The organism is Algoriphagus faecimaris (assembly GCF_900101705.1).
Lineage (GTDB): Bacteria > Bacteroidota > Bacteroidia > Cytophagales > Cyclobacteriaceae > Algoriphagus > Algoriphagus faecimaris.
In genome coordinates this window covers 1-18960 of sequence record NZ_FNAC01000040.1, presented here as the reverse complement: position 1 = coordinate 18960, position 18960 = coordinate 1, and the positions used below count along the sequence as shown (strand labels likewise).

Genomic DNA, 18960 nt, shown 5'->3' with positions numbered 1-18960 from the left:
ATTATGATTTTCTTCATATCCTGCAAAAGCCTATTGTTTAGCAATAGGCTTTTGACTTTTACAGACCGGCACAATCACTTCATAGGATTCCCAAAGAATTTAATTCAAACACAAAAAAACCCCCGGAACATCGTTCCGGAGGTTTTGTCTAAAAAACCACCAACCTTAAATCAATCATGCTTTTAACTTACGCAGTTTCATATTCAACTTATCTGCCAGCAAGTACATGACTGGTACGATGACTAACGTAAGGAAGGTCGCAAAGGTTAACCCAAATATTACAGTCCAAGCCATTGGGCCCCAAAAGTCTGCATTATCCCCTCCTACATAAAACTGCGGGTCAAAATCACTCAATAAGGTACTGAAATTGATATTCATACCGATCGCCAAAGGAATCAATCCCAATACCGTAGTGATAGCTGTCAATAGCACAGGTCTCAGACGGGTCTTGCCTGCCTCCACAATACTTCGAACCAAATCGGTATAAGAAAGTAACTCATCATCTGCCATACCTAGTTCTTCTCTTTTTCTACTTCTAACGAGATTGGTATAATCGATCAGTACAATGGCATTGTTTACCACTACACCGGCGAGGGATATAATCCCGATCCCCGTCATGATCACCACAAAATCCATGTTGAAAATCACCAAGCCTAAGAATACACCTATAGTACTCAAAACGACAGATGCCATGATGATGAAAGGTGTAGTAACTGAGTTGAATTGGGCTACGATAATCAAGAATATCAAGGAAACAGCTATAGCCAATGCACGGGTCAAAAACTCCATCGATTTAGCCTGCTCCTCTTGCTCTCCGGTAAACCGCACCGTAATACCATCAGGCACTTCAAAACCCTCCATATATTCCCTGATAGCTGTGTTGATTTCCGTGGCATTAAATCCATCCAAAACATTGGAGAAAATAGTAACTGCCTTTTCCAAATCTTTTCTCTTGACAGAGCCATAGGTGGAACCGTATTCAATATTAGCTACAGCTGATACAGGGACTTCTCGCTTTTCTCCAAACTTATCCCTAAACCCGATTTTCTTATTGACCAAAGCATCAATATCGTAGCGGTAATCTTCATTCAGTCTGAGCTGAATAGGGTAATCGTCCTCCCCTTCTTTATATTTAGAAACTTCCAGCCCAAACAAAGAAGTACGCATCTCAGTCGCGATCACCGAGGTGGACAGCCCAAACCTTCTCGCCTTGTCCCTGTCTATATCTACTATCAGTTCGGGACTACCAAGTGACAAATCCGTCTTAAGCTCTTCCACACCAGGAATATTCTTTCCATTTAAGAACTCTAGGGTCCGATTGACATAGCTAATCAGCTGATCGTAATCTTCTCCTGAAAACTCAATATTGATGGCTTTTCCAACCGGAGGACCAGCGCGCTGCTTATCTACAGTGATGAGTACACCTGCGTAGTTTTCTGCCATGTCCCTAATCTCCTCCATGGCTTTATTGGTGTTCACGCCTTGTCTATCAATGTAATCTACAAAACCTATCGTGATTTTAGCCTTGTGAGGGGTAGCTTCCCCTGTAGATCCCTCGGTAGGGTCTCCTGTACCTTCTCCGATTTGAGAAATGATGGACTCTATAATATCACTATATTCTGACAAAGACTCCGTCATTCTATCTTCGAATTCGTCCACAAATTCATTGGTCGCCTCGATATCCGTCCCGATGGGAAACTCTACATATACATTGATCAATTGCGGTTGGTTATCGGGGAAGAAAAGCACCTTCGGGGCTCGAATTCCCAGAAGAACAAGAGAAAAAACCAACAACAAATTAATTCCTCCAAAGAAGAAGTATGGGTTTTTACCTCGCAGTGCAAAGGTTAATGTGTTTTCATAAACATTCTCCAGCTTTACCAAGAAGACAGTCTGAAACCATTTGATTGCATTTCGAAGTAAAAACACATTAAACAAGGTCAACACTGAAGCAACTAGTGCCAAAGAGCCAAAAGCGGTCCATCCGAGGAAATAGAAAATGGTCGATAAAACCAAAAATATTCCCGCTACGATAATCGGCTTCTGCTTTTTCTTCACCTTATTGACATCCTCTATTTTCATATACATGGAGGTCAGCACAGGATTGATGACCAGTGCTACAAAAAGAGAAGAGGAAAGAACAATGATCAACGTGATCGGAAGATACTTCATGAAATCTCCGATGGTATCCTGCCAAAAAGCCAAAGGCAAGAATGCCGCTAAGGTGGTAGCAGTAGAGGTAATAATCGGCCAAGCTACTTCACCCACTCCCTCTTTAGCAGCTCGAATAGGAGACTTGCCCTCGGACATCAGTCGGTAGATATTTTCCACCACCACAATACCATTGTCCACGAGCATACCCAGAGCCAAAATCAGGGAAAATAACACCATTAGGTTTAGCGTAATCCCGAAAGCATTGAGCACCAAAAATGAAATAAACATGGAAAGCGGAATCGCCGAACCCACAAAAAGGGCGTTTCGGAAACCCAAGAAAAACATCAATACCAATACCACTAGGATTACACCAAAGATGATGGAGTTTTCCAAGTCACTTACCTGAGTTCGAGTGGTCTTACTCTGATCATTATTGATAGTGATTTCCAAATCTGACGGAAAACGGTTTGCCTTCGTCTTTGCAATGATTTCCTTGATTTTATCTGCTGCATTAAGCAGGTTTTCTCCACTCCGCTTGACCACATTGATCGTGACCACGGGTAGATTTTTCATGCGAGCATAGGAAGTACGATCCTTATAGGTATCCTTTACCTCGGCGACATCGCGGAGGAATACAATTTTCTGATTGTCTGTCTTGACAATCACATCTAGAATCTCCATAGGATCGGTGAATTCACCGTCGATACGGAGGGTTCGCTGAAAATCTCCTCCACGAATACTTCCCCCTGAGATCGTCACATTCTCTGAACGAATCGCATTGGAAATATCGTCAAAGCTCACTCCTACAGCCTCCATTTTATAGGGGTCCGCATTGATTTGGATTTCGCGCTCCACCGTCCCTGCTAGATCAGCTTGAGAGATTTCTGGGAGCTTTTCGATCTCGTCTTCCAGGTATTCTCCAAATTTCTTGAGTTCCGCCTCAGAGTAATTCCCAGATATATTCACATTCATAATCGGAAAGTCCGAAGTGTTGATTTCCAACACATTAGGTTCCTGATCCAGATCCGATGGTAGCTCACTTTTGGATTTATCTACTGCATCTTTTACATCCTGAATGGCTTTTGAGATTTCTACTCCAGGATTAAACTCGATTACGATAGAGGAAAAATCCTGAACAGAAGTGGATTTGATATCCTTGACATCATTGAGTGATTTAAGTTCCTTCTCAATCGGACGAGTGATCAGGTTTTCCATATCGACAGGAGAATTACCCGGATAGGGTGTTCCCACGTAGACTGTTGGGATGACTACTTCGGGAAAACTTTCCTTCGGCATGGTACGATAGGCACCTATACCGAGCACCGTAATTATCAGAGTCAGAATAACAATAGAGGTGGAATTATCCACACTCATGCTTGTTAGACCGAACTCTCTCGTTGTTTTCGATTTTGGTTGTTCTGACATGATTTACTGCTGCGCAATGTTCACGTTAAAATTATCTCCTACTTCGCGGAATCCTTTATCCACTAACTTTTCATCCCCGCTGAGTCCTTCCAATATTTCTGCATTTTGCTGAAAAGTCTTTCCACGTTTGATATAGACCTTTTTAGCTTTCCCTTCTGCCACGATAAACACATAATCTCCTCGATTATCGCTGAGAACTAGCTTAGATGGCACGATCACAGCTTCGGTATTTTCATAGTCTTTGATTTTCATCACGGCCAGCATGTTCGGTTTTACATTTGCTATGCTAGGCAAAAAGACTTCAACTTTAAAAGTTCTATTATTAGGATTGATAATCGCCCCAACGGAAGAAACTTTAGTCTTGATTTCCTGACCTATAGAGGGAAAGTTCACTCGTACCGAATCTCCTTTTCCCAATACACCCACATAGGACTCCGAAATATCTGCCTCTATGAATAAATCACTATCACCTACAAACTGAAACATCGGAGCACCAGGCTGTACCAATTCACCCAACCGAACCTGCACCGTCTCTACCGTGCCGTCAAATGGCGCCCGAACGAAGGCCTTATCCAGCTGAGTCTTCAAAGAGGCTAGATTACGCTCCAAACCTTCTTTTCGATTCTTGGCTTCCAAGTACTGTACCTCTGTTCCGATTTCTTGCTTCCAAAGCCGCTCCTGCTTTTCAAAAAGAGTCATTGCCAGACTCAAAGAGTTTTCCACTTCCTCAATATTTCTTTGGATACTCTCTGAGTCAATTTTCGCCAAGACCTGCCCTCTTCTAACGCGCATTCCCTCTATAGCCGGAATCTCTAGTATTCTGCCTGAAGATTCTGCAGAAATGCTGACATTCTTTTTAGAAAGTACTGAGCCCGTCACCTCTACAAAATGTTCAAAATTACCTTTTGATGCATCAGCCGTGGTAATGAGCACAGATTTTTGATTTTGCTTTGCAAATTCAGGATCTAGCTCTATCAGTTCAGACTCGAGTGCACGAATGTTACCGTTCAGCTCGATTACTTGTGCTTTGAGTTCTTCCAACTCGGCTTTTTTTGCTTCAACGCTTTCCTCTTCCGCGCAGCCAAAAGCTGACACCATTACTATTGCGAGGGTTAAAAATTTTAAGGTTGCTTTCATTTTCGCTTTTATGATTACTTTTTTCCTTCCTATTGAAAAGAAATAGTTGATTTAGTTTTCTATTGATGTATTTAATATTCCCAATGCTTTCTCGAGGTCTACTTTGGACACTAATCCGTCATAGAGGGCTGAAAGGAAATTGATTTCTGCTTCGATCAGAGCTGCATCCGCCTCCACTACTTCCAAATTGGATCCTACGCCTTCGGTATATTTGATCCGGGACATGTCAAAGACCTCTCGAGCAAGCTCCAAATTTTCTTCTTGAACCTGAAGAATAGCTAGGTCATTTTTCAGATTGGTTTTGGCAGAGAAGACTTCATTTTTGATACTTTCTTGGATAAAATACTTCTGATTTTCCAATTGCTGCATCTGAATTCTATTCTTTTGGATTCGGGCACTTTTGGCCAAACCGTCAAAAATAGGAATGCTCATGCTAACTCCTATGAGTGAACTCCCAAACCAATTTTGCTTATTATACACAGAGCTCAAATCATTACCGGCACCTGCTCTTAGGATGTTTCCAACCAAGTCAATAGTAGGCATGTATTGACTTTGGTTGTTTTTAAGGTCTAAGCCTACGAGTTCAATGTTGGTGCTCAGCTGCTTCACCTCTATCCGGTCGCTTCCCGGATCATCCAATAAGTCGATTGTTTCAGTCAGTTTATTAAAATCTTTCAGCTCCTCGGTAAGTACCAAATCGTACTCCTGAGGAAGACCCATCTGAAGTTTTAGTATTTGATTAGATATTTCTAAAGCTGCACGGCTACGTTCCAATTGTGTGTAGGAATTATTCCGCTGCACCTGAATTCGAGAAACGTCTATTTTCTCCACAAATCCGGCTTCGTTCAATGCTCTAGTTTCATTTAATAGGGTATCTATGCGAGAAAGATTAGCTTGAGCAAGACGAATCCGCTCTTCATTTACTAAGACACCGTAATAGGCTTTTTTGACCGATTCAATGACGTCGATTTCTGTTTTCTCCAGATCATAATCTGTCAATTGCTTATAGGTTTTTGCAGCTCTAAGTCCGACAAAAAAAGAACCGTCAAAAATCATTTGACGCACATTAGCCCCCAAGGAAGACTGATAACTCACTCCAAATCTCGCTGGAATCACATCTGAAGGAATACTTGGGTCTCCAAACGGAGGTTCGTTTGGAAGGAAAACCACCGGAATAGCAGGGTTATAATTCAAGTCGAAAGTACCCGTGATTTGGGGTAGTCCACTAGCAGTGGTTTCTTTTACAGTGGCCTTGGATATCAAGGTTTCCAGTTTGGCATTCTTTACGTCCACATTATTTTCCAGCGAAATCGCAAGTGCTTCCTCTAGTGTTAGGAGAACTTGCTCCTGGGCCATAGCGGCAAAAGGTAGCGAAAGAAAGAGCCAAATGGCAAAAAGATTTTTTTTCATTGCTTTGTTTTTCAAGCTTGTGATTTTTGTTGACTATAATAAGACTGTCGCCCCTTCTCGGTGAATATGCCATGGAGAAAATGATCCATCATTTCCATTTGCATTTCGACAAGTTCGTGGGGTTCGGTATGAAAACTAGTCTGCTCTAATGCAGAGGTAATCTGATTCACTCTAAGTCTTGCCAGGATTGCAGAGTCTATCTCTGACCTGAAATAACCTAATTTTTTTCCCTTTTCAAGAATATTGATCAAGTCCACCATGATGACCTCTTCTTTGTGCTTTTCAAACATTCCCCAAGCTTCAGGAAAATATTTCTGCACCTCCATGATCGCAATAGGATTAATATTCCCCAACCGCTCCCGCATCATTTTAGACAAGCTCACCAAGTGCTCAATCACTCCATCCTCGGCCTCGAAAACAAAACTCATTTTACTTTTGTCCAAAACCAGCATCCTCCTGAAAGCCTCCATGACTAGCTCCCGTTTGTCTGTAAACTCCTGATAAAGGGTCTTCTTAGAAATTCCAACAGATCTAGCCACATCATCCATGGTGATGTTTCTCACCCCAAAACGGGAAAACTGCTCCATGGCCACATCCAATATTTTTTCTCTCGTCTCCACTTAGTCTCTTAAAATTTCGGTCAAAACTAGAGAAACTATCTAATGGTTCAAAGTTTCCTGAGTTTTTTTATCAAACTTTATTTCGATAAATAATGAAAAATGGATTCACCTAATATTTTTTACATTATTAAAATTGAATTTAAAATATTTTATTCTGTTAATGACTACTAAAACCTTACACTTATTTGTTTTATCTTATTTTTAAAAATAAATTTCGCTTAATGAAAATTTTATCCACCAACTATGGAAAACTCCACTATCAAAGCATAGGAAAAGGGCCAAATCATGTCTTGCTTTTTCATGGTTTTGGGCAAGATCACCGAGATATGTTAGGCTTTCAGACACTACTGAAACCTAACTTCACTTTCCACTTTATTGACATGTTTTATCATGGGAGAAGCCAATGGTACGAGTCCTCATCCCCTTTGACCAAAAATCATTGGAAACAAATCCTCCAAAACTTTCAGCACCAAGAAGGTTTCACGGACTTCCACCTCATCGGTTACAGTATGGGAGGGAAATTTTCTTTACTTACCTATGAGCTTTTTTTCAAGCAAGTGAAAAGTCTTATCCTCCTGGCTCCCGATGGAATCAAAACAGGGATAAGTTATAGCATGAGTAGCTACCCAAGTTATTTTCATCCGCTGTTTAAAAGAGTGGTATTCAAACCGCAAGGTTTTTTTGGCATCGTAGAAAAGTTAAATACCATCGGTATTCTTGAAAGTAGCTTAGTCAAATTTGTCAAAACACAAATGAGTACTCGATCCCAAAGGGCCCAAGCCTATTTCACATGGCGAGTCTACGGGAACTTACAGCTCAAGCTATCCAAAATCACTCTACAGGCTCAAGTACTCAAAACCCCCATGATACTCTTCATCGGAGAACATGACCGAATGATCACTCCTAAAAGTCTCTCCAGTTTTATCAAAAAAATCCCCCACCTTCAGAGCCACTCCCTTTCAGTGGGGCATGGTGGACTAATTGAAGCTGCAATAGAGCACCTGAATCAAGAGGAATCGAGCCCCATCTTCTGACAAATATCATCTTCAAAACAAACAAAAACCCAAGCAAATCCCAATGGGCAAGTTTACCTTCACAGAAATTTTAATTTATGACAGACCTAGAAATAGCCACCCGTATTACCCCCGCCCCCATTCGTGAAATTGCCGAAAAACTATCCATCTCAGAAGAGCATCTGGAGTACTATGGAAAATACAAAGCCAAGCTTCCACTCTCACTTTTAGATGAAAAAGAAGTCAAAAAAAGCAAGTTGATATTGGTCACCGCGATCACCCCCACTCCTGCAGGGGAAGGAAAAACTACTACTACTATCGGACTAGTGGATGCTTTAAACCAAATCGGTAAAAAAAGTACCGCAGTCATCCGCGAACCAAGTCTTGGTCCCGTTTTCGGAATCAAAGGAGGGGCTGCAGGAGGTGGCCACAGTCAGGTCATCCCGATGGAAGACATCAACCTACACTTTACTGGGGATTTTTCCGCTATCGAAAAAGCCAACAACCTACTGGCCGTGTTGATTGACAATAACATGCAGAGCAAAAAAAGAAGTCTCCAATTGGATCCTAGGAAGGTCCTTTGGAAACGGACCTTGGACATGAATGACCGGGCGCTTCGCAATATCGTTTTGGGACTGGGAGGTACTAATGGAGGAATTCCAAGAGAGAGCGGTTTTAATATCACAGCGGCTAGCGAAGTCATGGCTATTCTTTGCCAAAGTAAAAGCATCGCTGACCTCAAAGAACGTTTTGCCAATATCTACATCGGAGACACTGTGTCAGGTCAGGCCATCTTTGCCCGTGATCTCAATGCTCAAGGTGCCATGGCCGCCTTGATGAAAGAGGCGATCAAACCCAACCTTGTCCAGACCCTCGAGCATAACCCAGCCATCATTCATGGCGGACCTTTTGCCAATATTGCCCAAGGAACCAACTCTATTTTAGCCACTAAAATCGGGATGAGTCTGAGCGACTACGTCGTGACCGAGGGAGGATTTGGATCCGATCTAGGTGCTGAAAAATTTCTAAACATCAAATGCCGGGAGGCCGAGATTGCACCAAAAGCCATTGTACTAGTAGCTACCGTCAGAGCACTCAAATACCATGGTGGGCAAGCACTCAAAGAATTAGAAACAGAGAATATCGAAGCTTTGGAACAGGGGTTTGCAAATCTGGATGGTCATCTCAACGCACTTAAGTCCTTTGGAGTACCTGTCGTGATTTCCATCAATGTCTTTTCTAGCGATACCGAGGCAGAAAAATCACTTCTTCTGGACTATTGCGAAAAGTTAGGAGTAGCAGCAGCTCTGAGCGAAGGATGGGCCAAAGGTGGATTAGGCTGTATGGAGCTAGCGCAAAAAGTAGCAGAAACTGCCGAGCAAATGGATTCCTCAGAACTTAAATTCACCTACAATTTGGAGGACAATACACTTACCAAAATCGAAAAAGTCGCCAAAATCATTTACGGAGCAGAATCAGTCATTTTGACGAATGCCGCCAAAAATAAATTGAGAAGATTTGAAGAGTTGGGCTATGGAAACCTCCCCATCTGCATCGCAAAAACCCAAAAAAGTCTGAGTGATGACGAGAAAAAACTAGGTAGACCTCAAGGCTTTGAAGTTCAAATACGGGATTTCGAAATAGCAGCCGGGGCCGGGTTTATCATTCCTATAGCTGGTGAAATTCTAAGAATGCCAGGATTGCCTTTGGTACCGGCAGCCGAAAAGATTGACATCGAAGAGGATGGTACTATTACCGGTCTATTTTAGGGCCTGCTGAAAAACACTGGAATCGATCAAAAGGAATGTTGTTCCGGTAAACAGTTTATCAGCAATCCCTATTTTTAACCCTTTCTCACAAAGAATGGAAAAGTGATCGATTTTCTGATCTTTTGCTTTTCCATTCCTTCTACCAATTCCTTACCTTTGCAGCTTACCAGCTCAAGGACATGATTTTCTTCTTTGAATCCCCTCAAAAAAGCGTTTACGCTGTACAGACTCCCCATCCTTTCGCATCTGATGATTTAGCTAAGCTCTCCTGGCTTTTTGGCGAGGCAAAAGCCCTATCAGATGCTGAAATCACCGGAAAATTTGCCGGACCCCGAAAAGAAATGATCACCCCATGGTCTACTAATGCTGTGGAGATCACTCTAAATATGGGAATCTCTGGGATTCAACGTGTAGAAGAATTTTCACCTCTATCCGAAGGAGATGAAATAGACCCCATGCTCCAAAAGGCATACGACGGACTTTCTCAGTCTATTTTTGATATCGATATCCAGCCTGAATCCATTCAAGAGGTAAACGATATCGCTACTTATAACCAAAAAGAGGGCCTTGCTCTTAGCGATGAAGAGGTAAGCTATCTTGAAAAGGTCTCTTCTCAACTCGGAAGACCTTTGACTGACTCTGAGGTGTTTGGATTTTCTCAGGTTAATTCAGAGCACTGCCGTCACAAAATCTTCAATGGTACTTTTGTGATCGATGGAGAAGAGAAACCGATGACATTATTCCAGCTCATCAAAGAAACATCCAAGAAAAATCCAAACCGCATCGCTTCGGCTTACAAAGATAATGTGGCTTTTGTGCAGGGGCCTAAAGCTTTTCAGTTCGCTCCCAAGACACAGCATCAAGCAGATTTTTTTGAGCAGCGAGAGATCGACACCGTCATTTCCCTCAAAGCAGAAACGCATAATTTCCCGACCACAGTAGAGCCTTTTAATGGAGCAGCTACCGGATCCGGAGGAGAAATCCGTGACCGAATGGCGGGAGGAACAGCTTCTATCCCACTGGCAGGAACTGCTGTTTATATGACTTCCTATCCAAGGAGCGAAAAGAACCGGTCTTGGGAAGAAAAACTCGACGAGAGACCTTGGCTTTATCAGACGCCAATGGACATTCTAATCAAGGCCTCCAATGGCGCTTCAGACTTTGGAAATAAATTCGGCCAGCCTTTGATTTCTGGTTCATTGTTGACTTTTGAGCATGAGGAAGAAGGCATCCAATTCGGCTTCGACAAAGTCATCATGCTTGCAGGTGGAGTAGGCTTTACTAATGCCAAATACACCAAAAAAGCAGAACCAAAAACCGGGGATCAAATCGTCATTATGGGCGGGGACAATTACCGCATCGGAATGGGTGGATCGGCCGTCTCCTCGCTCAATACTGGAGAGCTTTCCAATGCGATCGAGCTCAATGCCATTCAGCGATCCAACCCTGAAATGCAAAAGCGGGTAGCTAATGTGATCCGCGCTATGGCTGAGAGCGACGAAAATCCGATTATTTCCATCCACGACCATGGAGCAGGAGGACACCTCAACTGTCTTTCCGAACTGGTAGAAAACTCAGGAGGCACAATCCATATTGATCAATTACCTGTGGGTGATCCGACGCTCTCTGCCAAAGAAATCATCGGCAATGAATCTCAGGAGCGAATGGGATTAGTCGTGGACAAAAAAGATATTCCTACCCTCAAACAGCTATCTGAGCGTGAAAGAGCTCCTTTTTATGTAGTAGGTGAGACAACGGGAGACATGCATTTCAAGTTTGAAAACCAGAGAACAGGCGAAAAACCCGTAGACTGGAATTTGATGTATATGTTTGGATCCTCTCCAAAAACAATCCTTGAAGACGCTACTACTCAGTCCAACTTCAGTGAAGGAAGCTATCAAATCAGTCAGCTAAAGTCCTACATCGAGCAAGTACTTCAACTCGAAGCTGTGGCATGCAAAGATTGGTTGACCAATAAGGTCGATCGATCGGTCACCGGACGTGTGGCCACACAACAGACCGTGGGAGAAATTCAGCTACCACTCAATGATGTGGCTGTAATGGCTTTGGACTTCACAGGAAACAAGGGAATCGCTACTTCCATCGGACATGCCCCTGTTGCAGCTTTAGCAAATCCGGAAGCGGGCAGCAGATTAGCAATTGCAGAAGCTTTAACTAACTTGGTATTTGCGCCGATCACAGACGGAATGAAAGGCATTTCCCTCTCTGCCAACTGGATGTGGCCTGCAAAGAATAAAGGAGAAAATGACCGACTATATCGAGCTGTCGAGGCAGTATCCCAATTTGCCATAGAATTAGGAATCAATATCCCTACCGGAAAAGATTCACTCTCCATGACCCAAAAGTATCCAGACGGAAAAGTGGTATATGCTCCGGGTACGGTGATTATATCCACTGTGGGAGAATGTGCTGATATCAATAAAACTGTTAAGACTGGACTCCAAGCTGAAGAAGGCTCAAAGATTTATTGGATTGATTTTTCTAAGGATAGCGCAAAGCTAGGCGGCTCAAGCTTCTATCAGGTTTTGAATAAAATCGGTCAAGAAACTCCTACCGTTGGAGACGCTGAATACTTCGGTCATGCCTTTATGGCTGTTCAGAAATTGATCGGGCAAGGTTTAGTTTTGGCAGGACACGATATCTCAGCAGGTGGAATCATCACCTCCCTCTTGGAAATGTGCTTCCCAAGTGCTCAGGTAGGATTAAAAGTGAAAACAGAGCGATTCCAAGAGCGAGATTTGGTAAAAGCGCTTTTTGCCGAAAATCCGGGAGTATTAATTCAGGTAAAAGAAACTGAAGTGGTAAGGGCCATTCTCCATAACTATGATGTGGACTTTATTTCCATTGCAGATGTAAATCTTAGCGGTCAAGTAAGCCTAGACGGACTTGGTTTGTCTATGGAGGTCTCAGAAATGCGAGATACCTGGTATCGTTCTTCCTATCTTCTCGACAGAAAACAAAGTGGGGAAAAGCTCGCCAAACAGCGATTTGAGAATTATAAAAACCAGCCACTAAGCTATGAGTTTGCTTCGGATTGGGAAGGAAGTTTCAAAGCGGCAAATTTAGATCCTTTCCGAAGTCAAAAAAACCAAGCTAAGGCAGCTATTATCCGCGAAAAAGGGGTAAATGGTGATCGAGAAATGGCCTATGCACTCTGGCTTGCTGGCTTTGAGGTCAAAGACATCCACATGACCGACTTGATCTCTGGTAGAGAAGACCTTTCGGACGTGCAGATGATTGTGTTTGTGGGAGGATTCTCCAATTCGGATGTATTAGGTTCTGCCAAAGGTTGGGCAGGTGCATTCCTTTACAATCCTAAAGCTAAAGAGGCGCTAGATAATTTTTACGCTAGAGAAAATACGCTGAGCTTAGGTGTTTGCAATGGTTGTCAGTTGATGGTCGAACTAGGACTAGTAGGCAAGACCAACTCCACAAAAGCCAAAATGCTTCATAATGAGAGCCATAAATTTGAATCTGCCTTTGTCAATGTGACAGTGCCTCAAAACAACACGGTCATGCTAGGCGCACTTAGCGGTCAGCGACTAGGTGTTTGGGTCGCCCACGGAGAAGGTAAATTCAAACTGCCCGAAGCAGAAAACGCCTATCAAATCGGCATGAAATACAGCTACGATACGTATCCTGGAAATCCTAATGGCTCAGATTATTCAGTAGCGGGGATTGCCTCTGAAAATGGCAGACATTTGGCTATCATGCCGCATATCGAGCGAAGTCTGAAGCCCTGGAACTGGGCCCACTACCCTAGCGATAGGCAAGACGATTTTACACCTTGGCTAGAGGCATTCGTCAGTGCCAGAAAATGGGTGGAAGAAAACGGCTAAGCTTAGTTTGAATACTAAAATCCCTGCTTGATAAACTATTAAGCAGGGATTTTTATTTGAAAAGCTTAATTACACTTGGACCTCTAGAATCGATAAATTGAAGAATATAAATTCCCTTTTCAGCTAGTTTAAAGTACTCATTTAGTCTTTGGGTCAATTCTTCCGGATCAGATGCGGTAAAGCTAAAAGTTCTACCGGAAAAATCAGAAATAGACACTTCAATCTTGTCTTCCAGTTCCCTTGGATAATCTACAGGAATGACTTGAATCTCCGATGAGCCCATAGGGTTAGGGAAGACCTTCCAGAGAGAACCCTTTTTTGGAGAGTTTACCTCTACAGAAGCAATATTACTGTACCCATATATACCCTTGGAACCTTCAGCTTTGACTCGATAAAAAACCACATCTCTTGCTAAGGTTAAATCTTCATCCCGGATAGAAAAGACTAGTTCCTCAGATTCGTTCCCGATTGAATCAATCTTATGAATCGCCTCCCAAGTCTTAGTTTGATCAAAGGATCGCTGTACGGTAAGCATCAAATCTTTTACCTCTGAAAACATGGACCAATCGATTTTGACCGAATGCGAATTTTCCTCGTAATTAGCTTCAATACTCCTAAACTTCAAAGGAAGAATTCTATAAGAAAGTCTAATAATCACTTTTCCAGCAGACCCTGCACCTCCTCTTACACTGCCGGCTCCTCCTCCCGAACCCGTATTGGGTCGACCTTCTTGACCTATTCCGTCGGAATTAGAGTCACCTGGATCCAAATGATCTCCATCTCCACCTAGCTTAATGGAGGAAGAAAAACCACCTGTCCCTCTACCATATTGTTGGGCGGGATTTCGGCCTGTCGCTCCGCCTCCTCCTGCAAAAGCATTGGGAATAGCAGGAAAACCATTTAAAATTGGTAGAGGAACTCCATTTCCTCCTACTCCAGGCCTATTATTTTCTCCACCTTCTCCAGGAGTTCCAGCTCCCCCGCCCCCACCTCCATTAAGTTGGTTTCCATTCCCTTTTCGGCTTCCTTCTCCACCTGAATTTCCTTCAGAATTAATACCGCCACCACCGTTTCCTTCTCCTCCTCCAGGATTATTATTTGCACCACCTCCTCCACCACTTCCACCGTCAGTGCCATTTCTTGAGGCCTGTGATTGAGAACCGCCTCCCCCGCCTCCATTGGATGTTAACCCAAAAAAAACTGATTCAAAACCATTTTCACCTCTCCGATTTGAAGCGTTAGACCCATAGCCCCCAGGTCCTACAGCAACCGGATAGGTTTGACCTACACGTAAGGAAATACCAGTTGCCGTAACAATACCTCCTGCCCCGCCTCCACCGGCTGCCTCACCAAATCCTCCCCCTCCAGCACCTGCTATCAATGCCACCTCAACATCTAAAATCTCCTCATCCGCCAATAAATCAGGAATTAAAAATGTATCCGTACAATTAAAAATATAAAGTTGATCGAATCCATTTGTAGTGGTAATGGTGTAAGTTTCTACACAATCAACACTTGGACAGGCCCCTACTACTGCAGACTCGGACAATACGTTTCCGTTAGGATTTTTATTTACAAAAAGTGTTGAATTAGGGGATGTAAGACCGTTACCTCGAATTTCTCCATTATTGGAAAAAGTGCCTCCCACTGATAAAAAGTTACAAAAATTGGAATTGACTCCTGAAATAGAGCTATTGGAATTGAGTTGAAGCGCTCCGGAAACTTCAAGATTTCCAGACATTTTGATGTCAGTATTAGAATTGACCACAACGGATCCCCCTACAAAAGTTTCTCCTACCAATACCACTTGACCATTACTATTGAAATTGGTATTTCCACTTATGGATAGGGTGCCGTTACTTTCGAGTCTAGCATTTGAATTAATATCAAAATCACCGTTCACAGTCATTTGACCATAATTAAAAATGGTCTTGTTAGAGTTAAGATTTTGACTGAACTCTAATGCTCCATAATTGAGGATTGTCCAACTCCCATTTGGGTTAGAATTGAAGGTTAATGATCCAAAATTTTGAATTTCACTGAGGCCGGATAATTGATTAAAATCACCATTCCACGAGACACCATCTGCTATGCAAACCTGAATATTATTCCGATTATTAAAATTGAGCTGATTCGTCCGACTACCCGTTATACAAACTTTCGCTCCATTCGAAAAAATGCCGACAGGAGGATTGTTTCCATCAACCGTCACATCACAATCCGTGCATTGAGCTATCAGGGTATGATTTGACGAGAAATACAAAAGAAATAATAAAACTATAGACCAAAACTTAGTCCTCATTTATTAGGGGATCTTATTAATTTTTGTAAAGATCTTCTCTAAATCTTTTATCTCCAAAGCTTTACTGTTAAATAGTTAAGTATCAATTACTAAATATTAAAAATTTACTACTATTAACCACTCCAAAAAAATGCCTCTATAATGTCAAAATATCAGGTGTTTTTTTGGGTTTTTATTATTTCTTTCTGCCTTTTTAAAATATCTTGTCATCATGCAGCGCAGACCCTTTCTCCAAAAAATCAGTCTTTTAAGCTCTTCAATCATGACTATGCCCTTTTTACTCTATGGGAAAATGGATTTCCCGAAGAAAACCAAAATTAAGTTCATCACAGCTTCTGATGGACATTATGGGCAGCCTAACACGGATTTTGAAAACTCTCATCGGCAACTTATCGAAGCACTAAACCAAGAAAAGGATTTGGATTTTGTGGTGTTCAATGGGGATCTCATTCACGATGACCCCAAATGGATGTCCGCGGTGAAAAAGGTCTATGATCAACTTTCCATGCCCTACTTCACCACCAAAGGAAATCATGATCGGGTGAGTCTACTTGCCTGGGAGCAGATTTGGGGGAGACCCAGCAATTTTTCATTTATCCATCAGAATCAAGTCGGGATCATCCTACTCGACTGCTCAAATGAAAAAGGGGATTACCTCTGTGCTGATTTGGAGTTTGCTCAATCCAAACTAGAAGAGTACAAGGTCCTGGATCAGGTTTTTGTCTTTATCCATATTTCCCAAAATGACTGGACGCGTCATGGTATCGCTTGCAGCGAATTTCTTGATTTGGTGACAAGTTTTCCAAATGTAAAGGCGACTTTTCATGGTCATGATCACGACATAGATGGACAGATGCTCTACCAGAAGAAACCGTTCCTGTGGTCGGGACATTTTGGAGGGTCTTGGGGCAATCCTTTCCCCTCCTACCGGGTCTGCGAAATCGGAGAAGATGGTAAAATCGCCACTTATCTCAAGACGGTTAAGGATGGGATGATCCTTAATGGGCACAATTTATAACTCTTCCCTACCTATGAAAAAACTCCTCTTTTTCTGGAATGAACTCAAAGCCTCTTTTTGGTTTATTCCTGTATTATTGATCTTTTTTTCCATCGCCTTGTCAGTTGGAATGGTGTATGTCGACAGTTTGATCCAAATTGACCAAAAAGGAATTCTTCGATTTTTTTTCGTCCAAAATCTAGATTCCGCAAGAAGTATTCTCACCACTATATCGGGGGCTATGATTGGTGTTGCCGGAACGGTGTTCTCAGTCACCTTGGTAGCCCTCACTTTGGCTTCTTCTCAGTTTGGCCCAAGACTGATCAAAAACTTCATGTATATCCGTCTCAATCAGGTGGTTTTGGGAGCTTACATTTCCACCTATTTGTATTGTCTTTTGGTGCTCAACTCGATCAAAGATCAGCAGGATTATACCTTTATCCCCTCTTTAGCCATATTGATGGCTATTTTAGCGACTGTGGTCAATATTATTTTGCTAATAGTTTTCATCCATCAAATCGCTATAAGTATTCAGGCAGACAAGGTAGTATCTGACATTTCGGATTTTATTGCCATCCAGGTAAAAACGCTTTTTCCAGAAAAAATGGGAAATGAACCAGATAATCCTGAAGCATTGGATATTAAAAAAATCTTAGTTTCTTATCCAAAAACATTTCTAATTGAATCTCCGAAAAGCGGCTACCTACAATATGCAGACAGTGAGAATTTAATGGGAATAATTAGCCAAGAAGACTTGGTTTTGGAATTAAACAATAGGCCGGGAAGCTATCTGGTTGAAGGAAAAGAGCTGGGGAAAATTTATTCTAAAGAGGAATTGAAAGAAAATACTCTACGAAAAATCCATGATCAATTTGTCATCGGAAAAACAAAAACCGCTCAGCAAGATCTCGAGTACTCCATTCACCAGATGGTGGAGATTGCCGCTCGCGCCCTTTCCCCCGGAGTAAATGACCCCTACACGGCTATTTCCTGTATTGATAATTTATCCTCCACGCTGAGCTACTTGGCAGATGTGAAATTTCCATCACAATACCGGTTCGATCAAGATCAAAACTTACGTATTATCGCAGATACCCTAGATTTTGAGGGTGTGATGGATGCAGCATTCAATCAGATACGGCAATTTTCCATCGGAAGTCCTGCAGTGATTATTCGTCTGATGGAGGCTCTAATCACTATCCATTTCTTTGCTAAAAGGAAACCCCAACAAGAAGTAATCGTCAAGCATGCAGAAATGATTTTGAGAATGAGCAGGGAAACGATCAAAGAGAAAAATGACCTCAATGATCTGGAAGAGCGCGCAGCAAAGATTTTAAACGAGAAAAAGGAATGAAGGCTGCCCTAGACGCTATACAAAAGGGCGACACCCAGTATTTGGCTTCCCTTCTTAATACTAATCCTAACCTGGCAAAAAAGAAGACCGAGCAGGGGATTTCATTACTTCAATTTGCTGCTTATTGCAAGAATTCTGAAGCAGTCAAACTCTTGAAATTATATTTAGATGAATTGACTTTACATGAGTTAGCTAGCATTGGCGATGTGGATGGAATTAAAAAGATACTTTCTAAAAACCCTCAATTAATCGACAGCTTTTCAGCCGATGGATTTACACCTTTGGGATTAGCCGCCTATTTTGGACATGTGGAACTTGTCCGTTTGCTTTTAATTCAGAATGCCAACCCAAACGTCCCTTCCAATAATTCTTTTCGGGTCACTCCACTTCACTCCGCCTGTGCCAGTTCCAATCTTGAAATTGCCAAACTCCTAATTGAATACCATGCTGATGTCAATACCAAACAACAAAAAGGAGTCACTCCATTGCACTCAGCAGCCCACAATGGCAACAAAGATTTAGTCAGATTATTAGTAAGAAGCGGTGCTGATCTCCATGTCAAAATGGAGAATGGAAAGTCCCCCGTAGATTTAGCGAAATAAAATGGGTTTTCGGATATTTTAGAAAACTTATGATAAGAAACTATGAATATCCGCAAAGTCACCAGTAGCCAAATAAGTTCTTTTTGACAGTTGGTGTCAATTGCTTTATTAAGGGTTTAACTCGATTTAAATTAGGTCAAAATAAACGGTTTTGACCATGAATATTATCAATTTCATTAATCGGTTTCCTGACGAGGCTTCCTGTGTTGAATTCATCAAATCACAAAGGATCAAGCAAGGAATCATCTGTAAGAAATGTACTGGAATCAAGCATTATTGGCTTGAAAACAAGCTTTCTTTTCAATGTGCTTCCTGTG

Annotated in this window: 12 protein-coding genes; 7 read left to right on the top strand and 5 right to left on the bottom strand. The window is 42.1% G+C overall.

The window, feature by feature from the left end; all coding sequences use genetic code 11:
* Positions 1–174: 174 nt before the first annotated feature.
* From BLQ57_RS16945 to BLQ57_RS16930, 4 genes are read right to left on the bottom strand one after another with little or no spacing between them, the layout of a single operon-like run.
* Positions 175–3579: an efflux RND transporter permease subunit gene (locus tag BLQ57_RS16945; RefSeq protein WP_087940745.1), complete on the bottom strand. Its 3405-nt coding sequence runs from the start codon at positions 3577–3579 to the stop codon at positions 175–177.
* A gap of 3 nt (positions 3580–3582) precedes the next feature.
* On the bottom strand, positions 3583–4716 hold the full coding sequence (locus tag BLQ57_RS16940; RefSeq protein ID WP_087940744.1) for an efflux RND transporter periplasmic adaptor subunit: 1134 nt from the start codon (positions 4714–4716) through the stop codon (positions 3583–3585).
* 51 nt (positions 4717–4767) lie between these two features.
* A complete protein-coding gene (locus BLQ57_RS16935; protein WP_087940769.1) occupies positions 4768–6126 on the bottom strand; it encodes a TolC family protein in 1359 nt (452 codons plus the stop codon).
* Positions 6127–6137: 11 nt separating this feature from the next.
* Positions 6138–6746, bottom strand: a complete 609-nt coding sequence (locus BLQ57_RS16930) for a TetR/AcrR family transcriptional regulator (protein ID WP_240507854.1) — start codon at positions 6744–6746, stop codon at positions 6138–6140.
* Positions 6747–6967: 221 nt separating this feature from the next.
* Here BLQ57_RS16930 and BLQ57_RS16925 point away from each other — a divergent pair, with 221 nt between their 5' ends.
* The 3 genes from BLQ57_RS16925 to purL all read left to right on the top strand — a co-directional run bounded on the left by BLQ57_RS16925 (position 6968) and on the right by purL (position 13388).
* Positions 6968–7780, top strand: coding sequence for an alpha/beta fold hydrolase (locus tag BLQ57_RS16925; protein ID WP_087940743.1), 813 nt, complete (start codon positions 6968–6970; stop codon positions 7778–7780).
* A 77-nt stretch (positions 7781–7857) separates the two neighbouring features.
* Complete coding sequence (locus BLQ57_RS16920) at positions 7858–9528, top strand: formate--tetrahydrofolate ligase (protein ID WP_087940742.1); 1671 nt, start codon at positions 7858–7860, stop codon at positions 9526–9528.
* Between the two features lie 179 nt (positions 9529–9707).
* On the top strand, positions 9708–13388 hold the full coding sequence (gene purL / locus BLQ57_RS16915; RefSeq protein ID WP_087940767.1) for a phosphoribosylformylglycinamidine synthase: 3681 nt from the start codon (positions 9708–9710) through the stop codon (positions 13386–13388).
* 52 nt (positions 13389–13440) lie between these two features.
* On the opposite strand, the gene BLQ57_RS21230 is transcribed toward purL, so the two are convergent.
* A complete protein-coding gene (locus BLQ57_RS21230) occupies positions 13441–15690 on the bottom strand; it encodes a glycine-rich domain-containing protein (protein ID WP_087940741.1) in 2250 nt (749 codons plus the stop codon).
* Between the two features lie 211 nt (positions 15691–15901).
* Here BLQ57_RS21230 and BLQ57_RS16905 point away from each other — a divergent pair, with 211 nt between their 5' ends.
* From BLQ57_RS16905 to BLQ57_RS16890, 4 genes are all read left to right on the top strand, one after another.
* Positions 15902–16708: a metallophosphoesterase family protein gene (locus BLQ57_RS16905; RefSeq protein WP_169712784.1), complete on the top strand. Its 807-nt coding sequence runs from the start codon at positions 15902–15904 to the stop codon at positions 16706–16708.
* 13 nt (positions 16709–16721) lie between these two features.
* Positions 16722–18041: a DUF2254 domain-containing protein gene (locus BLQ57_RS16900; protein WP_087940740.1), complete on the top strand. Its 1320-nt coding sequence runs from the start codon at positions 16722–16724 to the stop codon at positions 18039–18041.
* The gene (locus BLQ57_RS16895) at positions 18038–18643 is read left to right on the top strand and encodes an ankyrin repeat domain-containing protein (RefSeq protein WP_087940739.1); all 606 of its coding nucleotides are present in this window, start codon (positions 18038–18040) and stop codon (positions 18641–18643) included. The genes BLQ57_RS16900 and BLQ57_RS16895 overlap by 4 nt, the downstream gene beginning before the upstream one ends.
* Before the next feature lie 157 nt (positions 18644–18800).
* On the top strand, positions 18801–18960 hold a 160-nt coding region (locus BLQ57_RS16890; protein WP_139162780.1), incomplete at its 3' end, for a transposase.